Genomic DNA, 25,415 nt, shown 5'->3' with positions numbered 1-25,415 from the left:
ATAAATCAAAAATACCTTGCAGGCCGCATAAAGCCTGCATTTTTTTGTCAAATTTTATGTTTTTCTCTGTACTTGTTTGTAATAGTGTGTTATAATAAAAAGAAAAGAGAGGCGTTTTTTATCATGTATATCGCTATTACAGGCAGTAAAAATAATAAAGATGTATATATTTATCAATCGTTTCGGAAAGAGGATGGAAAATCATCTTCCCGTATCTATAAAAAACTCGGAAAATTTAACGATCTCATCGCTCAGTTTGACGGAGACAAAGATATGATGCTGGCATGGGCTAAAAACGAAGCACGAAAAGAAACAGAACTCTATAATCAGAAAAACGGGAAAGTTTCTATAGATTTTTCTCAGGGAGCACGTATCGCCCCAAATGAGCAGCGCCTTTTTAACATCGGATATCTCTTTCTCCAGTCCCTTGTTACCCAACTTCGCCTGGATAAGATCTGCCGTTCCATCAAAGGCCGCCATAAATATCTGTATGATCTCCACGCCATTTTAACAGACCTGATCTATGCCCGTATTCTCCATCCCTCCAGCAAGCGGGAAAGCTATGCGTACTGCAAGACCCTGCTGGAACCGCCAAAATACTCCTTACAGGATGTTTACCGTGCCCTTTCCGTCCTTGCTGAGGAATCCGATTTTATACAGAGTGAACTCTACCAGAATTCCAACTTTGTCCTTCCCAGGAACAAAAAAATCCTGTACTACGACTGCACAAACTTTTATTTTGAGATCGAACAGGAGGACGAACTGCGCAGATACGGCAAAAGCAAGGAACATCGTCCCAATCCGATCGTGACCATGGGTTTGTTCATGGATGCGGACGGGATCCCTTTGTCTTTCGATATTTTCCCCGGGAACCAGAATGAACAGACAACTTTGAAGCCATTAGAGCAGAAGATCATCCGGGATTTCAACTGCAGCGAATTTATTTTCTGTTCGGATAGCGGGCTGGGTTCTCTGAATAACCGCCGCTTCAACAGTTTCGCTAACAGAGCCTATGTGATCACACATTCTCTGAAAAAAATGAAAGAGGATGAACGGAGGATCGCGATGGATCCCACGCAGTTCCGCAAGATAGGTTCCAAAAAGTTTATTGACCTTCGCACACTGGATGAAACGGATGAAGAGACCTACAACTCTGTTTATTATAAGGAATACCCTCTTGTGACAGCAGATATGGATGAGACTCTGATCGTTACCTATTCCCCGAAATACGCCGCTTACCAAAGAAGGATCCGGGAAGGCCAGATTGAACGGGCGCAAAAACTTTTCTCCTCCGCGGGGAAGAAACGAAAGAGCAAAAACCCGAATGATCCTATGCGTTTTATAAAAGCCACTACGGTTACGGCGGATGGGGAGATCGCTGAAAAAACAATCTATGCCCTTGACCGGGAACAGATCGAGAAAGAAGCGATGTATGATGGGTTTTATGCCGTAGTGACCAATCTAGAGGGAGAGGTAAGTGAGATCATCCGGATCAACCGGCAGCGTTGGCAGATCGAAGAAAACTTCCGCATCATGAAAGAGGATCTCGGCTCCCGCCCAGCCTTTGTCCGTACAGAAGACCACATCAAAGCCCATTTCATGACCTGCTATCTCAGCCTGACCGTGTATCGGCTGTTGGAAAAGGCTGTTGGAGAGGACTATACGTGTAATCAACTCATCCAAACCCTGCGTTCCATGAAGATGACCCTTTTATCTTCTGCCGGCGGTTATATCCCCTCTTACACCCGTACAGAACTTACAGATACCCTGCACCAGGTTTTTGGTTTCCGTACGGATTATGAGATCATTACCAAAACCTCCATGCGCACTCTCATTAAAAATACAAAAGTTTTGGAAAGAGACAAAATATAGCACATATCGATGCAAGACCGAAAGAGGCTACAACGCCCATATTTACTGGGTTTGTAGCCTCTTTTTACTCTTTCAACTGTCAAAGATGGGATTGTACCGTTCACAAAACTGTTTGTCAAACAGTTGTTATAGCTTTACCTGACTTTCACACAATCTTTATATAAAATATCTATAAGACCCGGAATTATTTTCAAATCCCGCATAATAATAACAATTGTCTTTTTAAAATTCCTGTCGTATAATGTAAATTGTTGCAAAACAGAAAGACACATTAAATAAGTAAGAACTCATATAAATTTTACTACAGAAGATTGGAGATTATACAATGAATCTGAAAGAATTACATACTCTTGGGATCGATATCGGTTCCACTACAGTCAAGATTGCAATTCTGGACGAGGACAAGGAGGTACTCTTCTCCGACTATGAACGTCATTTTGCCAATATCCAGGAGACACTGTCAGATCTTCTCGGCCGTGCTCTCTATAAACTGGGGCCGATCCAGGTTTCTCCGGTCATTACCGGAAGCGGCGGTCTGACGCTCGCAAAACACCTGGGAATTCCTTTTGTCCAGGAAGTGATCGCCGTATCCACAGCCCTGCAGGACTATGCGCCTCAGACGGATGTCGCCATAGAGCTTGGAGGTGAAGACGCGAAGATCATCTATTTTGAGGGAGGTAATGTAGAACAGAGAATGAACGGAGTCTGTGCCGGCGGTACAGGTTCCTTCATCGATCAGATGGCTTCTCTGCTCCAGACCGACGCTTCCGGTCTGAATGAATACGCGAAAAATTACAAAGCCCTCTATTCGATCGCGGCCCGGTGCGGCGTGTTTGCCAAATCCGATATCCAGCCGCTGATCAACGACGGGGCGTCACGTGAGGATCTGGCCGCCTCTATTTTTCAGGCCGTAGTCAATCAGACTATCAGCGGACTTGCCTGCGGCAAGCCGATCCGGGGGCACGTTGCCTTCCTGGGAGGTCCTCTTCACTTTCTGCCTGAGCTGCGTCAGGCTTTTATCCGCACACTCAAACTGGATGACGAGCACATTATCGCGCCCAATCACTCTCACCTGTTCGCAGCCATCGGATCTGCCCTGAATTCCAAAAAGGATGTTCCCATGGCACTTAAGGAGCTGCAGAACCGCCTGGCCGGCAGGATCAAGATGGACATCGAAGTAGAACGGCTGGAGCCTCTATTTGCCACAAACGCGGAATATGAAGCATTCACCGCGCGTCACGCCAAGCATCAGGTCCCTGTCAAAGACCTTGCCACTTACCGGGGAAAAGCTTTTCTTGGCATCGACGCCGGCTCCACTACGACCAAGGCCGCTCTGGTAGGCGAAGACGGAACCCTTCTTTATTCCTTCTACCACAATAACGACGGAGATCCCCTGGGGACCACCATAACCGCCATTAAAGATATTTACAGCCAGCTCCCGGAAGGTGTGGAGATCGTCCACTCCTGTTCAACCGGCTATGGAGAGGCTCTGATCAAGGCCGCTCTGATGCTGGATGAGGGCGAGGTGGAGACTGTAGCCCACTATTACGCGGCTGCGTTCTTCGAACCGGATGTCGACTGCATTCTGGATATCGGCGGCCAGGATATGAAATGCATCAAGATCAAAAATCAGACCGTAGACAGTGTCCAGCTCAACGAGGCCTGCTCTTCCGGCTGTGGTTCTTTTATCGAAACTTTCGCGAAATCACTGAATTATTCCGTGGAAGATTTTGCTCATGAGGCACTCTACGCCCAGAATCCCATCGATCTGGGGACCCGCTGTACCGTATTTATGAACTCCAAGGTAAAACAGGCGCAAAAAGAAGGCGCATCTGTGGCAGACATTTCCGCGGGACTGGCCTACTCTGTCATCAAGAATGCCCTGTTTAAGGTGATCAAAGTTTCCAGTGCCTCCGAGCTGGGAAAACACATTGTTGTCCAGGGAGGAACCTTTTATAATAACGCAGTCCTTCGCAGCTTTGAAAAGATTGCGGACTGCGAGGCGATCCGTCCGGATATTGCCGGGATCATGGGCGCTTTCGGCGCCGCTCTGATTGCCAGAGAGCGCTATGTCGAATGCGAGGGCACGACCATGCTCTCAATCGATGAGATCAAAGATATGGAGTACTCTACCACCATGACAAAATGCCGCGGCTGTACCAACACCTGCCGTCTGACTATTAATCATTTCAGCGGCGGAAGGAAGTTCATCACCGGGAACCGGTGTGAACGGGGTCTCGGGAAAGAAAAATCCAAAAATACAATGCCCAATCTGTTCGACTACAAGTTCCACCGCTATTTTGACTATGAGCCCCTCCCGGAGGAAGAGGCATCACGCGGGGTCATCGGTATCCCCCGGGTACTGAACATGTATGAGAATTATCCGTTCTGGTTTACATTCTTCACAAGACTGAAATTCCGGGTGGTCCTCTCTCCTTCTTCCACCAGAAAGATTTATGAGCTTGGCATTGAGTCCATCCCCAGTGAATCCGAGTGCTATCCGGCAAAGCTGGCTCACGGGCATGTACAGTGGCTGATCAACAAAGGGATCAAACATATTTTCTACCCCTCTGTTCCGTATGAGCGGAATGAATTTGAAGAGGCCAACAACCACTACAACTGCCCTATCGTCACATCCTACCCGGAGAACATTAAAAATAACATGGACGCTATTGTCCAGGGACAGATAGATTTTATCCATCCGTTCCTTTCTCTGAAAAACGAAGAGACCATCTCTTACCGTCTGATCGAGGAACTCGGTCCGAAATTTTCCATCCCGGACAGAGAGATACGAGACGCTGTCCACGCTGCATGGGAGGAACTTGCCGCATGCCGTCAGGATATGCGCGCCAAAGGAGAAGAGACTATCCGGTTCCTCAACGAGACGGGAAACCGGGGTATTGTTCTGGCGGGGCGTCCATATCACATTGATCCGGAGATCAATCACGGTCTTCCGGAAATGATCACTTCCTATAATATTGCCGTACTGACCGAGGACTCCGTCTCCCATCTCCACCAGGTAGAACGTCCTCTGAACGTCATGGATCAATGGATGTATCATTCCCGGCTGTATGCCGCTGCTAATTATGTAAAAACAACTGAAAATCTGGATCTGATCCAGCTCAACTCTTTTGGCTGCGGCCTGGACGCGGTCACCACAGACGAGGTGGCAGACATTCTTACCGGGTCCGACAAGATCTACACAACCCTGAAGATCGACGAGGTAAACAACCTGGGAGCGGCCCGCATCCGGGTACGTTCTCTCCTGGCCGCCATCCGGGTACGGGAACAGAAAAAAACCGAGCGCACCATCCGGCCCGCGTCTATTGAAAAGGTTCCCTTTACAAAAGAGATGCGAAAAACCCATACGATCCTCTGCCCGCAGATGTCTCCCATCCACTTCGAGCTTCTGGAACCGGCCTTTCGCGCGGCCGGATATAAGATTGAGGTGCTGCCCAACGACAACCGTCAGGCTGTCAACGTAGGACTCCAGTACGTAAACAATGACGCCTGCTATCCGTCCCTCATTGTAGTCGGACAGATCATGGACGCGATCCTGTCCGGAAAATATGACACTGACAGACTCGCGGTCATCATCAGCCAGACAGGAGGCGGATGCCGCGCTTCCAACTATATCGGATTTATCCGGCGCGCTCTGAAAAAGGCCGGTTATGGGCATATCCCGGTCATTTCCATCAACTTAAGCGGCCTTGAGTCCAATCCCGGCTTTAAGATCACGCTTCCTCTGGCGGTACGTATTGCCTACGCAGCGGTGTTTGGGGATATCTTTATGAAATGTGTATACCGGATGCGGCCCTATGAGGCAGTTCCCGGGACTACTAATGCTGTTCACCGCAAATGGGCGGAACTATGCAAAAAGTTTGTCTCTGAGGGATATCCTTCCCGCAGGAAATTCAAAAAACTCTGCCGTGATATTATCCGGGACTTTGACAACATTGAAATCCTGGACATTAAAAAGCCCCGCGTTGGCGTTGTCGGAGAGATCCTGGTAAAATTCCTCCCGGCCGCCAACAACCATCTGGTAGACCTTCTGGAAGCCGAGGGAGCGGAAGCCGTGGTCCCTGACCTGATCGATTTCCTTCAGTACTGCTTCTACAACCAGAATTTCAAAGTTTCACACCTGGGATTCAAAAAATCCAAGGCGCTGGTCGGAAATCTGGGTATCCGGGCAGTAGAATGGCTGCGAGCTCCGGCAACCAAAGCGTTTGCCGCAAGCCGGCACTTTACGCCTCCGGCCCATATTGAGGATCTGGCTAAAATGGCTTCCGATATCGTATCTATCGGAAATCAGACCGGAGAAGGCTGGTTTTTGACCGGAGAGATGCTGGAGCTGATCCACAGCGGAGCGGAAAATATCGTCTGCACACAGCCTTTTGCCTGCCTTCCCAATCACGTGGTTGGAAAGGGTGTTATCAAAGAGCTGCGCAGGCTGCACCCTGCATCCAATATCGTGGCCATTGACTTTGATCCGGGCGCCAGTGAAGTAAACCAGCTGAACAGGATCAAACTGATGCTGTCCACAGCGTTTAAAAATCTGGAGGCACAGAAATAAAGAATTTTAAAAAGATTCCCTGCCGGCTCTTTCCCGGCAGGGAATCTTTTCGCAAAATTTCTTTTTTCATTTCAGACACCGATCCTGTAAAGGAAAAAGGACCCTCCAAACAGTCCCAGTATGAGTCCCGCATATCCGCCGGCACAGATCAGATCCGCCAGAGACTGAAGGACTCCCGAGCCTGTGAAAATACACCAGATAAGGCCCGCAGCCACGCCGATCAGGGTCCATCCTATAATCATAACAGGAAGAAACACCGGCACCGCGTGACTGTCATCCATATATCGTGTAATAAAATTCCATAATCCTCTGTACATTCTCTTTCCCCTTCTTCTGCTGAATATTTTTCAAATATCAAAACCAATGAATTGTTTATAAGTATCCTGTTTTCAGCTTTATTATAGGCAGAGAATGTAAAAATTATGTCTGATGCACCGATAAATTTCTGTAAAAATTTTTCAAAAAATCAGATATATCAGAGAATAAGGCCGGGGATTTCCTGTGGTGAGGCTGCCAGCATATCAGCTCCCGCGCCGCGCAGCTCCTCCGCGCTTCCGTATCCGTATGCCACTCCCAGAGTGTGAAGCCCGGATTTCTGAGCCCCTGTCATATCATGCGCGCGGTCTCCGACCATAACGATGCCGGTTCGATCCGTAATTCCACAGGATCCCAGAACATATTCTATCACTTCATGCTTGTTGGATCTGCTCTCATCCATACAGGCGCCTCCCATAAAGTCAAAATATTTTGCAAGATCGAAATGCTCCGCAACCATCCTGGCAAATTTTTCCGGCTTTGCGGTGGCCATCAAAATACGCACGCCGGAATCTTTCAGCTTCTGAAGAGCCTCCGGCATACCTTCAAAAACTGTACATTCAAATATTCCTTTGTCGCTGTAATATTCCTGATAAGTCTCTATCATGCGTTCGATCTTCTCTTCACCAAACCCGAATACTTCCGGAAGCGATTCTCTCAGAGGAGGCCCGATAAAGAGACGAAGTTTTTCTTCCGGAAGCACGGGAATCCTGTGCTTTTCCATCATATAACAAAGACTTTTCAATATACCCGGCGCTGAATCTGTGATCGTCCCGTCCAGGTCAAATATTGCAGTTGTAAATTTCATGATATCCTCCTTTAGTCTGTGCCGCGCCTTCTGTGCGGCCTGAGTACTGTTCTGTCAATAACTGCGGATCTGATCTCCTTCTTCATTCTGTGTGTTTATCACTTTCCGCACGACTACATAGTATCCAAAATCATCATTTACTTTTATATACACCCGGTCTCCTTCTCTGTGCCCCAGGAGAGCTTTCCCGACAGGCGACTCAATGCTGACCAGCCCGTTCAGCGAACTTCCCCTGACAGAAGTTACGATCCGGTATGTTTCTACCTCACCGTCATCCTCACAGTAGATTTCAACGGTATTGTTCAGCCCGATCTCATCTTCCTTCGAATGATCCTCCACGATCACTGCCGTCTTCAGCATTCTCTCCAGATAGCGGATCCGGCTCTCGTTGCTGTTTTTTTCCTTTTTCGCCGCATGGTATTCAAAATTTTCACTGAGATCTCCGTGAGCGCGCGCCTCTTTTACAGCTTCAATCAGCTCTTTTCTCTTCACCACTTTCCGATGCTCGATCTCAGCCTGGATCTTTTCTACATCGCTCTTTGTCAACCGTTCGCCCATTTCTTCCAATATCCTCCTTCAGCCTGCGGCAGATCCGGCCTGAAAAGACAGAGGCCCGGAACATTTCCGATGCCTCTGTCCTATCATCTTCCGGTGAGAAAACCCTCCCGGCCCGCTCTATGCCCGAACAGGGTCATTTCCAAACTGTAAGACTATTTTATGATCAGGGATTTTCCCGTCATTTCCTTCGGCTGTTCCATTCCCATCATCTCGATCAGGGTCGGCGCGATATCCGCCAGGCATCCGCCTTCTCTCAGCTTATAGGACGGATCCGCGTTTACCAGGATAAACGGCACCGGATTCGTCGTGTGCGCCGTAAATGGTTCTCCTGTCTCCTCATCGATAAGCTGCTCTGCATTTCCGTGGTCTGCGCAGATAAACATCTGGCCGTCCACTTCTTTTACAGCATCTACTGCCCTGCCGACACATTCGTCCACCGCCTCGATAGCCTTGATGGCCGCTGATTCGACTCCGGTATGTCCCACCATATCCGGATTGGCGAAATTGATGATGATCACATCATATTTTCCGGACTTGATGGCCTCTACCAGTTTGTCGCATACTTCGTATGCGCTCATTTCCGGCTTCAGATCATAAGTTGCCACCTTCGGTGATTTCACAAGGATCCTGTCCTCTCCCGGGTTGGGTTCCTCTACGCCGCCGTTGAAGAAAAATGTGACATGGGCGTATTTCTCTGTCTCTGCGATACGCGCCTGTTTCAGTCCATGAGCGGCAAGGAACTCTCCGAAGGTATTCGTAATCTCTTCTTTTTCAAACGCCACCAGCTTGTTCCCTATGGTCACGTCATAATCTGTGAAGCAGACATAGGTCGTCTTTACTCTGGGGCCTCTGTCAAAGCCTTTGAAATCATCGTCGCAGAATGCCCTTGTGATCTCTCGCGCGCGGTCCGGGCGGAAGTTAAAGAAGATCACCGAATCTCCGTCTTTCACTGTGGCCACCGGCGCCCCGTCCTTCACGATCACCATGGGTTCCACAAATTCATCTGTCTTGTCATTGTCATAGGAAGCCTGGATCCCTTCCGTGGCAGAGGCCGCCTCAACGCCCTCTCCTCTGACCAGCGCCCTATACGCTCTCTCTACACGGTCCCAGCGGTTGTCCCTGTCCATCGCATAGTAACGTCCGGCCACGGTAGCGACCTGTCCCACGCCGATCTCTTTCATCCTGGCTTCCAGTTCTTCCACATACTCTTTTCCGGATGCCGGCGGCGTATCACGTCCGTCCAGGAAGCAGTGGACATAGACCTTCTCGATCCCCTGTCTCTTGGCCAGTTCCAGCAGCCCGTAAATGTGCGTATTATGGCTGTGTACGCCCCCGTCTGACACAAGGCCCCACATATGGAGCGCGGAATCGTTCTTCTTCACATTCTCACATGCCGCGAGAAGCGCTTTGTTCTCAAAGAAATCTCCGTCCTGGATCGCCTTTGTGATCCTGGTCAGATCCTGATAGACAATGCGGCCTGCGCCCATGTTCAGATGGCCGACCTCAGAATTTCCCATCTGGCCTTCCGGAAGTCCCACTGCCATCCCGCTGGCATTTCCTTTTACAAACGGGCACTCAGCCATAAGCCTGTCCATGACCGGTGTCTTTCCCTCCGCGACAGCGTTGCCCCTGGGGTCGTTCCTGAGCCCATAGCCGTCTAATATCATCAATACAGTAGGTTTCTTACTCATATCCATATCTCCTTATTTTATATAATGAAAAGTTTAACATTCCGTTACCTATTGTAACCGTTTTGGAAATGTTTTGCAAGACAGAACCGCGGTACGGATCATTCCTGCATAAAAATACTGCATAAAAATGTCATTAATCTCTGATAAAAGATTGACACATATCTCTGTTTCTTTTATAATCAAAGCATGTAGTTAATTGACCATTGGCTACAGGGGTGGGGTCACGACCTCGCCCTCTATAACAAAAAGGGCCTGATGGGGCTCATTTTTTATTTTACAGAGAGTGTATCAGATGAGGAGGATAAAATGAACAACATAAATGTGTCAATTTTCAAAGATCTGCAGAATCTGTCTGAGAGCCTGGATTACAGGTCATATGGCCGTTCCTACTATACCCTGGCAGAGAATGACCGGATCAGACAGCAGGAAAAGGAATATACAGCCCAGAGCGGGAACAGCCACGGCCTTTTTTCGGGCCTAAAGTATCAGCGCGAACTGCGCAAGATTCAGCAGTCGTACCGCCCGGAGAATGAAAATGACCGGAAATGTTATGAAATCCTGAAAAAATACGGAATCGATTCGGAAATCCTTCGCAAAGATGTACAGCAGGGTACTCCTCCGGAAAGGCGGGTTAATGCTTTTGGCGTGATCCTGTCCACGGTTGACCGGCTCTACAGTTATCCCTCTCCTGATCTTACATATTCTCCCTTTGACGCGGAAAACTGTATGAACGGCGCTGCCATCCAGGATATTATCAATGCCCAGGATCCGGAAGTGGCCGGATATCTCAGGAATATCTCTGATGATACATTGAACATGCCCAACCACATCCGGGAAAAATATCTGGAAGCCGTCAGAGAAATGCGTAAAACACTGCAGCAGGTCCCCTACGGGACCCGGTATTTCCGCAGGCTTCAGCGTAAAAAACTGATCGTGCGCTATGGAATAGAAAAATCTTTCTTCAGATCCAGGCAATGGAAATCCAAGATCATAGGCAAGCAGCTCCATATCCGGCTCCCCGGGCTGTACAAGGGCCTGACAGGCCCCGCGTTCCAGGAGCTGAAAAACCTGTATGACGCCTATCAGACTGCCAGTGAGGACTTTAACGCCGATGTGAAAGGTACCCGTCTGGGCCAGGAAGGCGAAGAGACTGTGTTAAAAGAGTTTGAGTTTTACCGGAATCAGATGAAAGTACTTCCCAATATCCGCCTGGAGGTGAATGGCCAGTCCGTTGAGTCAGATCTCATCGTCGTCTCCCCCTATGGTCTCTTCATCATCGAGGTGAAAAATCTCGGAAGCAGCGGGAGCTACAGCATCGCCATCGACCAGGACGGCCGCTGGAAGAAGGTCATGCGGAACGGGAAATTTACACCCCTGGGATCCATATCAAGCCAGAATGTACGGCATCTGCACGGAGTGGAAACAGTCGTAAATGAAGCTTTCGGAAATACATCCGGCTCCTGGATCCAGGCGCACTCTATCATTGCCTTTGCCAATAATACAGTAAACATCCAGAACAACTCTGCCAATATCGTGCTGAGAAGTTCTGAGATCGTCAATGAGATCCGCCGGCATCCTATTGTCTTTTCCGAGGAAGAGATCGAGAAGATTGCAGATATTATACAGAAAAACAACAGGCCCGCTCTGGGTTATGATGTGGAGAACTGGGTAAAAAAGATCATAGTGTCCAATTTTGAGATAAACGAAAAAAGCCGCCAGTTTGCCTCCTATGCCAAACCTTTCTTTGAGATCTGCAAATTCTACACTTCCGTGGTCTATGGGACTGTAAAAGAAACCCTGGACTCAATGGAATATGATCCTGCCGGTGACCTCTGATCCCGGCATACCGTAAGGAATTCCAATCCTATAACAGATGCCCCGAGCGGTCCATCCGCGCGGGGCATCTTCTTTTCAGCTGCTGCAGCTGAGCTTCTTAATTTCCTTCCGTTATTTATAGTTTACGATCTTTCCGAAATCCGCTTTCAGGGAAGCCCCGCCTACAAGGCCTCCGTCAATATCGGGCTGAGCAAACAGTTCCGCCGCGTTTCCTGCGTTTACGGATCCGCCGTATTGGATGCGGATCGAGTCAGCTGTCGCCTGATCATAAACCTCAGCGATGCATTCCCGGATGCCTTTGCATACTTCCTCCGCCTGCTCTGTGGTAGCTGTCTTGCCCGTCCCGATCGCCCAGATCGGCTCGTAGGCGATGACCATCGTCTTCGCCTGATCAGCTGTCACATTCTGAAGCCCGACTTTTACCTGCTGACGGATAAAGTCCATGGTCACGCCCTGCTCTCTCTGCTCCAGAGACTCGCCACAGCACATGATCGGAGTAATTCCATGCTCAAGAGCTTTCAGGACTTTCTTGTTCACATCCTCATTTGTCTCTCCAAAGTAGTCCCTTCTCTCAGAATGTCCCAGAACAACATATTTCACGCCTGCGTCCACAAGCATGTTCGGAGCGATCTCGCCTGTGTAGGCACCGCTCTCCTCAAAGTACATATTCTCGGCTCCCACCTGGATATTTGTCCCTTTGACAGCCTCAGCCACCGGAACAATATCGATCGCCGGAACACAGAACACTACGTCAACTTCTTCATTTGCCACAAGCGGCTTTAACTCCTCTACAAGAGCCACTGCCTCACTGGGAGTCTTGTTCATCTTCCAGTTACCTGCGATAATTTTCTTTCTTGCCATTTTCTCTTCTCCTAAAATTTATATAATTCTGATAAGCTTTCCGCCTGACGGCTTGGCTTCGCTAAGCCCGGGTATGTTCGCCTTACTAAGGCTCGCATAATGCATCGCCAAGTGCGGCGAACTAAGTAAACGCTAAGCTCACCCTGCGCCTGCCGGCTTGGCTTCGCTAAGCTTTTTACTTATCGTTGGCTGCCGCTACGCCCGGAAGTTCTTTTCCTTCAAGGAACTCCAGAGAAGCGCCGCCGCCTGTTGAGATATGTGTCATCTTGTCGCCGTATCCCAGCTGGTTGACTGCCGCCGCAGAATCTCCGCCGCCGATGATCGTCACAGCGTCTGTATTTGCCAGAGCCTCGGCAACCGTCTTTGTGCCGTCCGCGAACTTCGGCATCTCAAAGCATCCCATCGGGCCGTTCCATACGACTGTCTTCGCGGACTTTACTTCCTCGGCATACATCTTCGCTGTCTCGGGTCCGATATCAAGTCCCATCCATCCGTCCGGGATCTCATTCTGAGCCACTACTTTTGTATTCGCGTCGTTAGAGAATGCGTCTGCCGCCACCGCGTCAACCGGAAGCAGAAGTTTTACGCCTTTTTCTTTTGCTTTCTCTACCATATCAAGCGCATACTGAAGATAATCTTCCTCAAGAAGAGAATTTCCTACATTTCCACCCTGTGCTTTTGTAAATGTATAGCACATTCCACCGCCGATGATCAGGGTGTCTACCTTCTCCAGGAGGTTATTGATCACGGAGATCTTGCTGGAAACTTTGGATCCGCCCAGGATTGCCACGAACGGTCTCTCCGGATTCTCGACCGCGTTTCCAAGGAAGTCGATCTCTTTCTGCATCAGGTATCCTACAACTGCAGTGTCAACATACTTTGTAACACCCACATTTGAGCAGTGAGCTCTGTGCGCTGTACCGAATGCGTCATTTACAAATACATCGCAAAGAGACGCCAGATCTTTGGAGAACTCCTCACCATTCTTTGTCTCTTCCGCTCTGTAGCGTGTATTCTCAAGAAGAACAACATCCCCGTCCTTCATGTCTGCCACTGCCGCTTTCGCGTTAGGGCCTACCACTTCCGGATCTGCCGCAAACTTCACTTCCTGTCCGAGAAGCTCGGAAAGTCTCTTTGCCACCGGTGCCAGGGAAAGTTCCGGCTTTGGCTCTCCCTTTGGTTTTCCCAGGTGTGAGCAGAGGATCACCTTGCCGCCGTCAGCGATCAGTTTCTTGATCGTCGGAAGAGCTGCCACGATACGGTTCTCGTCCGTGATCTTTCCGTCGATAAGCGGAACGTTGAAGTCACATCTTACAAGAACTCTTTTTCCCTTTACATTGATATCATCTACTGATTTTTTATTAAGTGCTGCCATATAAATGCCTCCTCAAATTTTATTAAAGAGATTCTCATTCGGACGGGTCTGTAAGCCCGCCTCTGTGATAAAAAAACAGGATCCGGTCCTGCAGTCAAGACCGGACCCCATTGTGAGTCAATTATCAGGAATCAACCTTTCAATGCCTGTCCTTTTTCTCCGGATTAAGCCTGAAGAAGTTTTCCGAAATATTTGATTGTTCTTACCATCTGGCTTGTGTAGGAGTTCTCATTGTCATACCATGAAACAACCTGAACCTCTGTTGTGCCGTCGCCAACCGGAAGAGCCATTGTCTGCGTAGCGTCGAACAGGGAACCATATGTCATACCAACGATATCGCTGGATACGATCTGATCCTCATTGTAGCCGTAAGACTCGTTCGCTGCCGCTTTCATAGCCGCGTTGATCTGATCAACTGTAACCTCTCCGTCAACAACTGCTGTCAGGATTGTTGTGGAACCTGTCGGAGTCGGAACACGCTGAGCGGATCCGATCAGCTTGCCGTTCAGTTCCGGGATAACAAGGCCGATTGCCTTAGCTGCGCCTGTGCTGTTCGGAACGATGTTCACAGCTGCCGCACGTGATCTTCTCAGATCGCCTTTTCTCTGCGGTCCGTCCAGAGTCATCTGGTCGCCTGTGTAAGCATGGATTGTACACATGATACCGGATTTCACCGGTACAAGGTCATTCAGAGCCTTCGCCATCGGAGCGAGGCAGTTAGTTGTACAGGATGCAGCAGAAATAATGTCGTCATCCTTTGTAAGAGTCTCATGATTTACATTATAAACGATTGTCGGAAGGTCATTTCCTGCCGGAGCGGAGATGATAACTTTCTTAGCGCCCGCATCGATATGAGCCTGAGCTTTTGCCTTGGATGTATAGAAGCCTGTACACTCCAGAACTACATCAACGCCGATCTCTCCCCACGGAAGCTCCTTAGCGTCAGCCTTTGCATAGATTTTGATTTCTTTCCCGTCAACGATGATAGAATCCTCTCCTGCTTCAACTTTGTCAGCCAGCGCATATCTGCCCTGTGTTGAGTCATATTTCAGTAAGTGAGCCAGCATCTTCGGGGATGTCAGGTCATTGATCGCCACGATCTCAAATCCCTCTGCTCCAAACATCTGTCTGAAAGCAAGACGTCCGATACGTCCAAATCCATTGATCGCTACTTTTACTGCCATGATTATTCCTCCTAAGAATTTAAAAAATATTTGACTGCTCTGCAGTCATGACAATGAATCCCTACAATGTCAAGATTGTTAAGGATTCATCAACTAGAATAATTGTACTAAAGTAAGAACAAAAATTCAAGTCCTAAATGTAATTTTATGGTTGCGGCACACAGAGTCCTTTTCCTCAAAGTACCGGATCATTCTGAGCCAATCCGCCGGAAAAACGGCTTTCTCCCGCGAAATTCTGTATAATACCGGAATCCGCACGCTTCCAGAAGCTGTTCTGCCTGCTGGAAATCATACCCTACGTGCTCCGGTCTGTGAGCGTCCGCTCCCACTGTAATGATCTCTCCGCCCAGCTCCCGGTAACGCTTAAGTACATCCGGATGGGGATTGGGAAATCCCAGGCCATACTTGACTCCTGCCATGTTCATCTCCAGCCCTTTTCCATCCGTAATGAGTTTTCTGAGCACTGCGTCGATCTCGTCTGAAAAATCCCTGTAAGAGTATTCTCGGGCCTGATGTTTTCCATACCTCACCACATAATCCAGATGGCCCAGAACATCAAAATCATCCACCCCTTCTATGCACTTAAGCGTCTCCACAAAAGCCTCCCTGTAGGCATCCGCGTCCGGCCTTCCCTGGAACAGTTTCCCAAAATACGGATCCATTCCCCGGACCAGATGCACGGACCCGATCACAAAATCAAAAGGCCAGGCCCGGACCAGCTCTCTGTATCTGTCCCCCAGATGGGACTGAAGACCGATCTCGATCCCGATCTTTATATCGAGTTTTCCATGGTATTTGTCTTTCAGAGGAAGAAGGGTTTCAAAATACTGCTTCACATCAAACAGAAACGCTCCTTCTCCGGCACCCTCCTCAGGGGGAAAATCCAGGTCCATGTGGTCCGTGATACAGACTGACTCCAGCCCTTTTTCTATCGCCGCGTCCAGCATATTCTCCACAGGGGCGCTGCTGTCCGTAGAAAATGCCGTGTGCATATGGGTATCTGTCCGTATCATACGATAGTCCCTCCTCCCAGTACGTACTCTCCGTCGTAGAGCACAAGAGCCTGTCCCGGCGTGACCGCTCTTAGCGGTTCTTCAAAATGACAGACAATCTCATCTGGTCCTGTCTTTTCGGCCATACACCAGGCTCCTTTGTGATTGTACCGAATCTTCGCATAGACCCGTCTGGGCTCCGGGAGATCTTCTGCCGCCATAAAGCTGAGATGTTTTGCGCGGACCGTATGCGTCAGCGACTCTTCGTAGGTACCGATCACCACTTCATTCGTCTCCGGCCTTATTTCCAGCACAAATACCGGGTGTCCCAGTGCCAGTCCCAGTCCCTTTCGCTGACCGACCGTATAGTGAATGATCCCCTTATGCCTGCCCAGCACACGGCCGTCAGGCGTCACAAAGTTTCCATCCGGCAGCTTTTTCCCGGCCGTCTTCCACACGGTGTCTTCTATAAATGCCGCATAATCTCCATCCGGCACAAAACAGATATCCTGGCTGTCCGGCTTGTCCGCAACCGGAAGTCCTTTTTCCCGGGCAATGGCCCGGATCTGTGACTTGGTATATTCTCCCGCCGGCATAAGCGTCCTTTTCAGCTGCTCCTGCGTAAGACTGTACAAGGCGTAAGTCTGGTCTTTTGACGCCGAAACACAACGACGCAGGGCATATCTTCCATTATCCAGCTTTTCCACTCTTGCGTAATGCCCTGTGGCAATATAGTCTGCCCCCACCGCCAGGCTTCGGTGCAGCAGCGCCTCCCACTTCACATATCTGTTGCAGGCAATACAGGGATTGGGTGTCCTGCCCCGCAGATATTCCTCTGTGAAATAATCAATCACGCTTTCTCGAAACTCTTTTTTAAAATTCATTACGTAATAGGGGATATCAAGAGCGGCCGCCACTCTCCGGGCATCCTCCACGGCACTCAGTCCGCAGCAGCCACCGTTCTCTTCTACAGCGCAGCTGTCTTCTTCCTGCCAGATCTGCATTGTGATCCCGATCACGTCATACCCTTGTTCTTTTAACAGATATGCCGCCACAGAGGAATCCACGCCGCCGGACATTCCTACAACAACCCTCTCCATCAGTAATCCTCTTCTTCCTCTTCCTCACCCTCGTGGATATCAGATTTCGGTTTCTCCAGCCCTTCGATCTTGATTCCGTTCTTTTCCGCATAATCCCACAGAGCTGCGTGGATCGCCTCTTCTGCAAGCAGAGAACAGTGAACTTTTACCGGCGGAAGCCCGTCCAGAGCCTCCATGACTGCCTTGTTCGTAACCTGCATAGCCTCCTGGATATGTTTTCCTTTTACCAGTTCAGTTGCCATGCTGCTTGTAGCCACCGCGGCTCCGCATCCGAATGTTTTAAATTTTACATCACGGATGATCTGATCTTCGTCAATATCCAGGTAGATCCTCATGATATCACCGCATTTGGCATTGCCCACGGTCCCTACTCCGCTTGCGTTCTCGATTTCTCCTACATTTCTCGGATGCTGAAAATGATCCATTACTTTCTCTGTATACATTTCTGTCACCTTCCTTTTCTTATTTTTCCTGCTTCTTTATAAAATCCTCATACAACGGGGACATGCCGCGCAGTTGTGCCACGATCTCTTTCAGACAGTCCACCGTATAGTCCAGATCTTCTCGCGTCGTGTCAGCTCCCAGTGTCATGCGCAGCGATCCGTGCGCGATCTCGTGAGGCAGACCGATAGCCAGCAGGACATGGGACGGATCCAGGGATCCGGATGTACAGGCCGAACCGCTGGAAGCACAGATTCCTTTCATATCCAGCATGATAAGAAGGGATTCTCCCTCGATAAACTGAAAGCTGAAATTCACATTATTGGGCAGACGCCTGACGCGGTCACCGTTCAGTCTGCAGTATGGGATCTCCTTCTCGATACGCTGGATCAGATAATCTCTAAGCCCGGTCTCTTTCCCGGCCCGTTCCTCCATGGATGCCGCTGCCAGTTCTATCGCTTTCCCCAATCCCACGATACCGGGGACATTCTCTGTGCCCGCCCGCCGTTTTCTCTCCTGTGCTCCTCCATGGATGAAAGAACGGATTTTAACTCCTTTTCTGATATAAAGGAATCCGATCCCCTTGGGCCCGTTCAGTTTATGCCCGCTGGCGCTGAGCATATCGATCCCACATTCATCCACGTCAATGGGCACCTGGGCGAAAGCCTGCACCGCGTCTGTATGGAACAATACTCCGTGCTCATGAGCGATCTTTCCGATCTCTTTGACCGGCTGGATCGTCCCGATCTCATTATTTGCGAACATGATGGATATGAGGATCGTATCAGGCCGGATCGCCGCTTCTACATCCGACGGATCCACAAGGCCATTTTCATCAACATCCAGATAGGTCACCTCATAACCTCTCTTTTCCAGATACTCACAGGTATGAAGGACAGCGTGATGTTCAATGCTGCTGGTAATAATATGCTTCCCCTTTGCGCCGTACGCCTCCGCCGTGGCAATAAGAGCCCAGTTATCCGCTTCTGTACCGCCCGCTGTGAAATAGATTTCGTTGGCCCTGGCGCCCAGGACCTGCGCGATGATCTCCCGCTGTCTGGTGATGGTCTCCTTGTTTGAAGCGGCAAATCCATACACACTGGACGGATTGCCATAATATTCTGTAAAATAAGGCAGCATTGCTTCCACAGCCTCAGGAGCTGTCTTCGTGGTAGCCGCATTATCCAGATAAATCAGTTTTTCCATGTTATATGTCCTCCTGTATTAGTTTTTACAAGCTGTCCGGTCCAATGCCACGCAGCTTTTCTTCCTGCTCTCCTCTACCAGCTGTCCGAGACTGATCTCATCCACAGTCTGATTGATACTGTCATTGATCCGCTTCCAGACATACTTCGTGACACAGCTGTCCGAAACCTGACAGTTTCCATCCGGAGCGAGGCCGGCACACTCTACCGGATCCAGACTGCCTTCAAGAGCCCGGAGCACATCGCCCACCGATATATGATCCATGTCCTTCGCCAGCATATATCCTCCGCCCGCGCCTCTGACGCTCTTGACCAGCTCCGCTTTCTTCAGGAGAGACATCAGTTGTTCAAGGTAGCGTTCAGAAATATCCTGCCGCTCGGAAATACTAGCTGTAGATACCGGAGCTTCCCCGCTGTACCGGGCCAGATCGATCAGGGCCCGCAGGCCATATCTTCCTTTCGTGGAAAGTTTCAATACCTCACCTTCTCCGTCTGATTTTATTCCCTAGTCTTTTACTAGGATTTCCTTCTGTAGGATATCACTCCTTTTCGGTTCTGTCAAGCCGGAATCTTACATATGCTGTAAAAAGTCTGCCGGCAGATTTCTTCGGAATATCTGCTCTGAGGTGATCCTGTATGCCAGCAAAATATAAATTATTCCGGGGCGCCATGATCCTGACTTTCGCGGGACTGCTAAGCCGGGTCATGGGGTTCTTTTTCCGCATTTTTTTAAGTCACGCGTTTGGTGAAGAAAATGTAGGGCTTTATCAGCTGATCTTCCCGGTATACGCTCTCTGCCTTTCTCTGAGCACTGCGGGAATCCAGACAGCGGTATCCCGCATGGTTGCCGAAAAGGTTTCTCTGGGCAGAAAAGAAGAGGCAAGGAACATTCTTATTCTGGCTCTCTGCCTCACTCTGACACTCTCTATTACAGAGATACTTATAATACAGAACAATGCTTCCGCCATTGCCCGGTCATTTCTCGGAGACGCACGGTGTACGGAAATGCTCCTTATCATCTCTTATGCTCTTCCATTTGCGGCGGCACACAGCTGTATCTGCGGCTACAGCTTCGGACTGCAAAAGACCGAGCTTCCTGCGATCAGCCAGCTTATCGAGCAGTCCGCGAGGATCCTGTTTGTTCTTTTATTTTTCTTCTGCACACAGAAAAGCGGATACACACCGTCTATCGCGCTTGCCGCTGCCGGCATCGTGGCAGGCGAGCTGATCACGGCCATGTTCTCTCTTTGCATACTGTCCCGGCGCAGGCTGTTTCCGCGGCGCCTTCATATTGACGGGTTCTCCCGAAATACGCGGGAACTTTTCCGGCTTTCCCTGCCCCTGACGGCAAACCGGACCGCAGTCACCCTTCTGCAAAGTGTGGAAGCAGCTTCAATCCCGGCCTGTCTGAAACTTTATGGCCTAGACAGCAGTCAGGCCCTCAGCCTGTATGGAGTTCTGACAGGCATGGCACTGCCCTGTATCCTTTTTCCTTCTGCCATAACAAATTCTGTAGGAACCGTACTCATGCCGGCCGTCTCTGCCGCGCAGGCTTCAGAGGATCGTCCCGCTATGGCCCGGCTCCTGAAAAAAGCGGTCGGCAGCTGCCTCATTCTGGGTCTTTCCTGCTGTCTGTTCTTTCTGATATTCGGGCGATGGATCGGAACGATCCTGTTCCACAGCAATTCCGCCGGAGACTTTATTCTTACGCTTGCCTGGATCTGTCCGTTTCTGTATACCAACACAGCTCTGACCAGCGCGATCAACGGACTCGGAAAAACTTCAGCCACGTTTTTCATCAATACTTCCGGACTTCTCATCCGGATCGCGGGTGTCTTCATCGCGATTCCCAGATTTGGTATCCGGGGCTATCTATGGGGACTGTTGGTAAGCCAGTTCATCGTATCCGGTCTGGCAGTCCTGGTCCTTCTGCGCGGGAAGAAACTCGGGGCTGCTCTGACAGGCGGCCCCGACAAGATTACAATGTAGACAGAAACGCTTTTACGATCACCGGATTTACATACAGTTCCAGCAGGATCCCTACCGACATCATCAGGGATACAAATATTATTTTCTGCCGGTTCCACTGGCTTTGCGGGAGTGTATAGCAGTGCCAGAGCAGCACCAGATACGCAGGAATATAAAACAAGAATTGCGGAAGCAGCCCGATCATACACAACAGGCTCCCTCTGATTCCCATATTCAGAACACCCATGGATATAAAAATCCCCCCGGATATGCCCGTCCAGATTAAAAACAGCACGGCCGATATTTTCCTTGCTTTTGTAAAGGAAAGCCCTGCAAGGGCAAACAGAGGAAGCGCCCGCACCCGTAGAAGATACCAGATATACTCCCTGGCATCTACCTGGACTTTCTGAAACTGATTTAGAAAATAATCGCTGAAAATCCCGGGCTCAGCCACATACTTGCGGGCGAAAAAATTCACATAAATAATGCCGAGCAGAAACCCCGGCATGAAAAAAACAAGGAACTGTTTTCTCGAATGAAATATCTTCATGGCGTCTCCTCAAATCATTCCTGATGGATATTTCATTATATGCCGGGGCTGTTCATTTATGCTCCGTATTTTACTGCGTATGCCATAAGGGCTGCCGTCGTCTTAGCGTCTTCGATCTCGCCCGAAAAGATCTTTTCTTTCAGTTCATCAATCGAATACGCCTTCAGATCAATAAATTCATCTTCATCCAGATGTTGTTCCGCCGGGATCAGATTTCTCGCCACATATACCTCTATCCGCTCATTACAGAATGCCACCGTTGTTCTCAGGGTAATAAGCCAGTCCAGATCCTGACTTTTGAACCCTGTCTCTTCCTCCAGCTCTCTGGCCGCGCAGACTCTTCCCTGCTCATCTTCCGCATCCAGCGCCCCCGCGGGAATCTCCAGAGTATATCGTTCCAGCGCATTTCTGTACTGCCGTACCATCAGGATCTTTCCGTCTTCTCTGACCGGCACTACGGCAGCGGCTCCTCTATGTTTTATAAAATCCCACACAGCTGTGTGATCGCCGTTGATCTCCATGGTATCCTGATAGAAATCAACAATCTGTCCTTTAAATTTCAGTTCTCTTTTCAGACGCCTGATCTTCTCGCTCATTTTATTTTCCTCCTTCATACCCCATCCTGATCTTCTAAAAAAGAAAGCCCTCGTCTTACGACAAGGGCTGACCTTTTTCTCTGTTTCTAGTGATCCATTGCTATTTCGCGTAATCTGTCGCCCGTGATTCACGGATTACATTTACCTTAATCTGTCCCGGATATTCCAGTTCGAACTCGATCTGTTTCGCAATATCCCTGGCCATAAGCACCATATCATCATCAGATACCTGCTCTGGAACTACCATAACACGAATCTCTCTTCCTGCCTGAATGGCAAAAGACTTTTCCACACCTTTAAACTGGTTGGTAATCTCTTCTAACTGTTTCAATCTGTTTGTATATGTTTCGATGGTCTCGCGTCTTGCTCCCGGCCGCGCAGCCGAGATCGTATCCGCAGCCTGGACAACACAGGCTACCAGTGTCTGCGGCTCCACATCACCATGATGTGCTTCTACAGCATTGATGACGGTTGCAGACTCTTTATATTTTCTGCACAGATCTACCCCGATCTGGATATGGGATCCCTCCACATCATGATCGATCGACTTGCCGATATCATGCAGAAGACCTGCACGCTTGGCCATCCTGACGTCAATGCCGATCTCCCCTGCAAGGAGACCTGCAAGCTGTGCTACTTCAATGGAATGCTTCAGTGCATTCTGTCCGTAGCTTGTTCTGAATTTCATGCGGCCCAGAAGCCGGATCAGTTCCGGATGGATGCCGGGCACACCGACCTCCAGCGCGGCTGCCTCTCCTTCTTCACGGATCATGGCATCTACTTCCTTCTGAGCTTTCTCCACCATCTCCTCGATTCTGGCCGGATGGATCCTGCCATCCACGATCAGCCTCTCGAGAGCGATCCTCGCGACTTCCCGCCGGATCGGATCAAACCCGGACAGAACGACCGCTTCCGGAGTATCGTCGATGATCAGTTCTACTCCTGTCAACGTCTCAAGTGTCCGGATATTCCTTCCCTCACGTCCAATGATACGTCCTTTCATTTCATCGCTGGGAAGCTGTACAACGGAGATCGTTGTCTCCGCGACATGATCAGCCGCGCATCTCTGGATCGCGTTGACAACATATTCTTTCGCTTTCTTGTCCGCTTCCTCTTTCGCCTGCGCCTCCAGCTCCCTGATCATTTTCGCAGTGTCATGCTTTACATCTTCTTCAACAGTTTTCAACAGATATTCTTTTGCCTGTTCGGAGGTAAGTCCTGAGATTCGTTCCAGTTCCTGTACACGTTTCTGACTCAGTTCTTCTGCTCTGGCCTCACGCTGGCGAAGTTGTTCTTCCTTTGCTGTAAGCTTTGACTCCCTGTGTTCCAGAATGTCAGACCGCTTATCCACTGCTTCTTCTTTTGCAAGCACTCTTTTTTCATAGCGCTGCAATTCCGCTCTTCTTTCCTTTGTCTCTTTCTCAAGATCATTCTTTGTCTTGATAGACTCTTCCTTAACTTCCAAAAGAGCTTCCTTTTTCGTTGTCTCAGCAGTTTTCACAGCATCGTCGATGATCTCTCTTGCTTTTGCCTCGGCATTTCCGATCTTGCTCTGAGCATTTTTCTTCAGATTGGAAACCGTCACAAAATGAGAAATGATCCCAACTATCAACGCGAGGGCTACGGCAATTACTATACATAAGCCTAAACTTAATTGCACAGGAGCACCTCCTTATTTAATTTTCATTGTACATAATATTTAAATACAACAGTTAAATTTTATACTGTTTTCACAACAATGTCAAGCATTCTCATCATAGTTTTGTATTACTTGACGGACTGTATCATAACCGAACCCCTTCCGGGCCAGATATCCATATATCTTTCTCATCTCCGCCTCATCAGTCCCGGCAGGATCAAACCTCTTTTTCTCCAGAACAGCGCGGATCGCGGACCGCTCCGCGGCATGTTCATCTTCTCCTTCGCGGCAGGCCTCAAATGCCCGGTCAATCTGTTCACAGGTCAGTCCCTTTTGCAAAAGCGCCGCCCGGATCTCTCTGCTGCTCTTCTTTTTCTGCCTGCTCCTGATAAAATTCTCCGCGTAACGGGCATCATCCAGATATCCGAAAGACCTGACATACTCTACGGCCGCGTTTACAGCTTCCTCCGGATAGAGGCTGTGCCTGAGTTTTTCTCTCAGTCCCGCCTCAGTACGGTCCATATCCTCCAACAGATGCATAGCCCGCAATTTCGCTCTTTTTAATATAACCTCCCGCCGGATCTTCTCTGCCACATCGTCCGGAAGCTCACGGCCTTCACAGACCCCGAACCGGGACAGCTCCCCTTTGTAGAGCACAAAAGCAAACGCTCCGTCCAGATACACTTTGAATTTCGTTCTGGTAACCTGTTCTATCTTTGTGACATTCACTTTTATTTCCCGCCTTTACCGGAAAGACCTGTATCTGCTGCCGAGCCCTTCTCTGAACCGGCCGCCGGGCTTTTTGACCCGCTGTCCTGTACATCCTCTTTCTCTCCACCGGTAAGATGGTAATGTTCACGCACTTTCCGGTCCAGTTCCTCCATCAGTTCGGGATGATCTTCCAGATATGCCTTCGCGTTCTCCCTGCCCTGTCCGATCTTTTCTCCCTCGTAGGCATACCATGCCCCGCTCTTTCTGATCAGATCAATCCCGGCAGCAAGATCCAGGATATCTCCCGCCTTTGAAATGCCTTTTCCAAACATGATGTCAAATTCTGCCTCCTTGAATGGCGGCGCGATCTTGTTCTTCACGATCTTGATACGGGTCCGGTTTCCTACCATCTCTCCGCTTTGTTTGAGTGTTTCTATCCTTCTTACATCCATACGCACCGACGCGTAAAACTTCAGCGCACGCCCCCCGGTTGTCGTCTCCGGATTGCCAAACATTACTCCCACTTTCTCGCGGAGCTGATTGATAAAAATAACCACACAGTCAGACTTGCTGATCACCGGCGTCAGTTTCCGCAAAGCCTGAGACATAAGCCTTGCCTGAAGCCCCACATGACTGTCCCCCATATCCCCTTCGATCTCCTGTTTCGGCACAAGAGCCGCCACTGAGTCGATAACAATAATATCAATAGCACCGGAACGCGCCATCGTCTCGGCGATCTCCAGCGCCTGATCCCCGCTGTCGGGCTGGGAAATATAAAGTTCATCAATATCTACCCCGATATTTTTCGCATAAACCGGATCCATCGCATGCTCCGCGTCAATAAAACCTGCGATCCCGCCCCGTTTCTGAACTTCCGCAATCATATGGAGCGCCACCGTTGTCTTACCGCTGGACTCCGGTCCATATATTTCTATAACACGCCCCTTGGGGATACCGCCCAGGCCCAACGCAAGATCAAGGCTCAGACATCCTGTAGGAACAGTCTCTACCGCAACGTGAGCGCCTGATTCACCGAGTTTCATAACCGTGCCTTTCCCAAAATCTTTCTCGAGCTTGGCGATTGCCGCATCCAATGCCTTTTTCTTTTCGTCATTTCCTGCCATAATTCCATTCTCCTTC

Annotated in this window: 21 protein-coding genes; 4 read left to right on the top strand and 17 right to left on the bottom strand. The window is 49.5% G+C overall.

What is annotated here, in order from left to right:
- Window positions 1–123 precede the first annotated feature (123 nt).
- Both BQ7367_RS10815 and BQ7367_RS10810 read left to right on the top strand, forming a co-directional pair.
- Window positions 124–1,872 (top strand): IS1634 family transposase, encoded by a 1,749-nt coding sequence (locus tag BQ7367_RS10815; protein ID WP_072524224.1) that lies wholly within the window; start codon window positions 124–126, stop codon window positions 1,870–1,872.
- A gap of 325 nt (window positions 1,873–2,197) precedes the next feature.
- Complete coding sequence (locus BQ7367_RS10810; protein ID WP_072525445.1) at window positions 2,198–6,445, top strand: 2-hydroxyacyl-CoA dehydratase; 4,248 nt, start codon at window positions 2,198–2,200, stop codon at window positions 6,443–6,445.
- Between the two features lie 71 nt (window positions 6,446–6,516).
- On the opposite strand, the gene BQ7367_RS10805 is transcribed toward BQ7367_RS10810, so the two are convergent.
- From BQ7367_RS10805 to gpmI, 4 genes are all read right to left on the bottom strand, one after another.
- Window positions 6,517–6,762, bottom strand: a complete 246-nt coding sequence (locus BQ7367_RS10805) for a hypothetical protein (RefSeq protein ID WP_072525444.1) — start codon at window positions 6,760–6,762, stop codon at window positions 6,517–6,519.
- A 158-nt stretch (window positions 6,763–6,920) separates the two neighbouring features.
- A complete protein-coding gene (locus BQ7367_RS10800; RefSeq protein WP_072525443.1) occupies window positions 6,921–7,568 on the bottom strand; it encodes an HAD hydrolase-like protein in 648 nt (215 codons plus the stop codon).
- Window positions 7,569–7,622: 54 nt separating this feature from the next.
- Window positions 7,623–8,126, bottom strand: a complete 504-nt coding sequence (locus BQ7367_RS10795; RefSeq protein WP_072525442.1) for a GreA/GreB family elongation factor — start codon at window positions 8,124–8,126, stop codon at window positions 7,623–7,625.
- A 152-nt stretch (window positions 8,127–8,278) separates the two neighbouring features.
- Window positions 8,279–9,817, bottom strand: a complete 1,539-nt coding sequence (gpmI, locus tag BQ7367_RS10790) for a 2,3-bisphosphoglycerate-independent phosphoglycerate mutase (RefSeq protein ID WP_072525441.1) — start codon at window positions 9,815–9,817, stop codon at window positions 8,279–8,281.
- A gap of 306 nt (window positions 9,818–10,123) precedes the next feature.
- Here gpmI and BQ7367_RS10785 point away from each other — a divergent pair, with 306 nt between their 5' ends.
- Window positions 10,124–11,653 (top strand): nuclease-related domain-containing protein, encoded by a 1,530-nt coding sequence (locus BQ7367_RS10785; protein ID WP_159431655.1) that lies wholly within the window; start codon window positions 10,124–10,126, stop codon window positions 11,651–11,653.
- Between the two features lie 111 nt (window positions 11,654–11,764).
- On the opposite strand, the gene tpiA is transcribed toward BQ7367_RS10785, so the two are convergent.
- The 8 genes from tpiA to BQ7367_RS10745 form a co-directional block, all read right to left on the bottom strand.
- Window positions 11,765–12,514, bottom strand: a complete 750-nt coding sequence (gene tpiA / locus BQ7367_RS10780) for a triose-phosphate isomerase (RefSeq protein ID WP_072525439.1) — start codon at window positions 12,512–12,514, stop codon at window positions 11,765–11,767.
- A 175-nt stretch (window positions 12,515–12,689) separates the two neighbouring features.
- Window positions 12,690–13,889 carry a phosphoglycerate kinase gene (locus BQ7367_RS10775; protein ID WP_072525438.1) on the bottom strand — a complete coding sequence of 400 codons (1,200 nt, stop codon included), beginning with the start codon at window positions 13,887–13,889 and terminating at the stop codon, window positions 12,690–12,692.
- A gap of 164 nt (window positions 13,890–14,053) precedes the next feature.
- Complete coding sequence (gap, locus tag BQ7367_RS10770; protein WP_072525437.1) at window positions 14,054–15,073, bottom strand: type I glyceraldehyde-3-phosphate dehydrogenase; 1,020 nt, start codon at window positions 15,071–15,073, stop codon at window positions 14,054–14,056.
- A gap of 188 nt (window positions 15,074–15,261) precedes the next feature.
- Window positions 15,262–16,086: a histidinol-phosphatase HisJ family protein gene (locus BQ7367_RS10765; RefSeq protein WP_072525436.1), complete on the bottom strand. Its 825-nt coding sequence runs from the start codon at window positions 16,084–16,086 to the stop codon at window positions 15,262–15,264.
- Complete coding sequence (gene mnmA / locus BQ7367_RS10760) at window positions 16,083–17,165, bottom strand: tRNA 2-thiouridine(34) synthase MnmA (protein ID WP_072525435.1); 1,083 nt, start codon at window positions 17,163–17,165, stop codon at window positions 16,083–16,085. The genes BQ7367_RS10765 and mnmA overlap by 4 nt, the downstream gene beginning before the upstream one ends.
- Entirely contained in the window at window positions 17,165–17,608 is a 444-nt protein-coding gene (gene nifU, locus BQ7367_RS10755) for a Fe-S cluster assembly scaffold protein NifU (protein WP_072525434.1), read from the bottom strand. The genes mnmA and nifU overlap by 1 nt, the downstream gene beginning before the upstream one ends.
- Before the next feature lie 19 nt (window positions 17,609–17,627).
- Window positions 17,628–18,812 (bottom strand): cysteine desulfurase NifS, encoded by a 1,185-nt coding sequence (nifS, locus tag BQ7367_RS10750; RefSeq protein WP_072525433.1) that lies wholly within the window; start codon window positions 18,810–18,812, stop codon window positions 17,628–17,630.
- Window positions 18,813–18,830: 18 nt separating this feature from the next.
- Complete coding sequence (locus BQ7367_RS10745) at window positions 18,831–19,286, bottom strand: RrF2 family transcriptional regulator (protein WP_072525432.1); 456 nt, start codon at window positions 19,284–19,286, stop codon at window positions 18,831–18,833.
- Between the two features lie 161 nt (window positions 19,287–19,447).
- Here BQ7367_RS10745 and BQ7367_RS10740 point away from each other — a divergent pair, with 161 nt between their 5' ends.
- A complete protein-coding gene (locus tag BQ7367_RS10740; RefSeq protein WP_072525431.1) occupies window positions 19,448–20,800 on the top strand; it encodes a putative polysaccharide biosynthesis protein in 1,353 nt (450 codons plus the stop codon).
- On the opposite strand, the gene BQ7367_RS10735 is transcribed toward BQ7367_RS10740, so the two are convergent.
- The 5 genes from BQ7367_RS10735 to recA form a co-directional block, all read right to left on the bottom strand.
- Window positions 20,790–21,329, bottom strand: a complete 540-nt coding sequence (locus BQ7367_RS10735) for a stage II sporulation protein M (protein WP_072525430.1) — start codon at window positions 21,327–21,329, stop codon at window positions 20,790–20,792. The genes BQ7367_RS10740 and BQ7367_RS10735 overlap by 11 nt on opposite strands.
- A gap of 56 nt (window positions 21,330–21,385) precedes the next feature.
- The gene (locus tag BQ7367_RS10730) at window positions 21,386–21,925 is read right to left on the bottom strand and encodes an NUDIX hydrolase (protein WP_072525429.1); all 540 of its coding nucleotides are present in this window, start codon (window positions 21,923–21,925) and stop codon (window positions 21,386–21,388) included.
- A gap of 100 nt (window positions 21,926–22,025) precedes the next feature.
- Window positions 22,026–23,585 carry a ribonuclease Y gene (gene rny, locus BQ7367_RS10725; protein WP_072525428.1) on the bottom strand — a complete coding sequence of 520 codons (1,560 nt, stop codon included), beginning with the start codon at window positions 23,583–23,585 and terminating at the stop codon, window positions 22,026–22,028.
- 81 nt (window positions 23,586–23,666) lie between these two features.
- On the bottom strand, window positions 23,667–24,293 hold the full coding sequence (locus BQ7367_RS10720; protein WP_072525427.1) for a regulatory protein RecX: 627 nt from the start codon (window positions 24,291–24,293) through the stop codon (window positions 23,667–23,669).
- Between the two features lie 2 nt (window positions 24,294–24,295).
- Window positions 24,296–25,399: a recombinase RecA gene (gene recA, locus BQ7367_RS10715; RefSeq protein WP_072525426.1), complete on the bottom strand. Its 1,104-nt coding sequence runs from the start codon at window positions 25,397–25,399 to the stop codon at window positions 24,296–24,298.
- Window positions 25,400–25,415: the final 16 nt, after the last annotated feature.

The sequence above is a fragment of the Clostridium sp. Marseille-P3244 genome (assembly GCF_900120155.1).
Lineage (GTDB): Bacteria > Bacillota > Clostridia > Lachnospirales > Lachnospiraceae > Mediterraneibacter.
This window is presented reverse-complemented; position numbering and strand designations above follow the sequence as displayed.

Excerpts from the sequence above, each read along its gene's own strand:
- BQ7367_RS10815 (WP_072524224.1), top strand. The coding sequence starts at position 124 with ATGTATATCGCTATTACAGGCAGTAAAAATAATAAAGATGTATATATT.
- BQ7367_RS10810 (WP_072525445.1), top strand. The coding sequence starts at position 2,198 with ATGAATCTGAAAGAATTACATACTCTTGGGATCGATATCGGTTCCACT.
- BQ7367_RS10805 (WP_072525444.1), bottom strand. The coding sequence starts at position 6,762 with ATGTACAGAGGATTATGGAATTTTATTACACGATATATGGATGACAGT.
- BQ7367_RS10800 (WP_072525443.1), bottom strand. The coding sequence starts at position 7,568 with ATGAAATTTACAACTGCAATATTTGACCTGGACGGGACGATCACAGAT.
- BQ7367_RS10795 (WP_072525442.1), bottom strand. The coding sequence starts at position 8,126 with ATGGGCGAACGGTTGACAAAGAGCGATGTAGAAAAGATCCAGGCTGAG.
- gpmI (WP_072525441.1), bottom strand. The coding sequence starts at position 9,817 with ATGAGTAAGAAACCTACTGTATTGATGATATTAGACGGCTATGGGCTC.
- BQ7367_RS10785 (WP_159431655.1), top strand. The coding sequence starts at position 10,124 with ATGAACAACATAAATGTGTCAATTTTCAAAGATCTGCAGAATCTGTCT.
- tpiA (WP_072525439.1), bottom strand. The coding sequence starts at position 12,514 with ATGGCAAGAAAGAAAATTATCGCAGGTAACTGGAAGATGAACAAGACT.
- BQ7367_RS10775 (WP_072525438.1), bottom strand. The coding sequence starts at position 13,889 with ATGGCAGCACTTAATAAAAAATCAGTAGATGATATCAATGTAAAGGGA.
- gap (WP_072525437.1), bottom strand. The coding sequence starts at position 15,073 with ATGGCAGTAAAAGTAGCGATCAATGGATTTGGACGTATCGGACGTCTT.
- BQ7367_RS10765 (WP_072525436.1), bottom strand. The coding sequence starts at position 16,086 with ATGATACGGACAGATACCCATATGCACACGGCATTTTCTACGGACAGC.
- mnmA (WP_072525435.1), bottom strand. The coding sequence starts at position 17,165 with ATGGAGAGGGTTGTTGTAGGAATGTCCGGCGGCGTGGATTCCTCTGTG.
- nifU (WP_072525434.1), bottom strand. The coding sequence starts at position 17,608 with ATGTATACAGAGAAAGTAATGGATCATTTTCAGCATCCGAGAAATGTA.
- nifS (WP_072525433.1), bottom strand. The coding sequence starts at position 18,812 with ATGGAAAAACTGATTTATCTGGATAATGCGGCTACCACGAAGACAGCT.
- BQ7367_RS10740 (WP_072525431.1), top strand. The coding sequence starts at position 19,448 with ATGCCAGCAAAATATAAATTATTCCGGGGCGCCATGATCCTGACTTTC.
- BQ7367_RS10735 (WP_072525430.1), bottom strand. The coding sequence starts at position 21,329 with ATGAAGATATTTCATTCGAGAAAACAGTTCCTTGTTTTTTTCATGCCG.
- BQ7367_RS10730 (WP_072525429.1), bottom strand. The coding sequence starts at position 21,925 with ATGAGCGAGAAGATCAGGCGTCTGAAAAGAGAACTGAAATTTAAAGGA.
- recA (WP_072525426.1), bottom strand. The coding sequence starts at position 25,399 with ATGGCAGGAAATGACGAAAAGAAAAAGGCATTGGATGCGGCAATCGCC.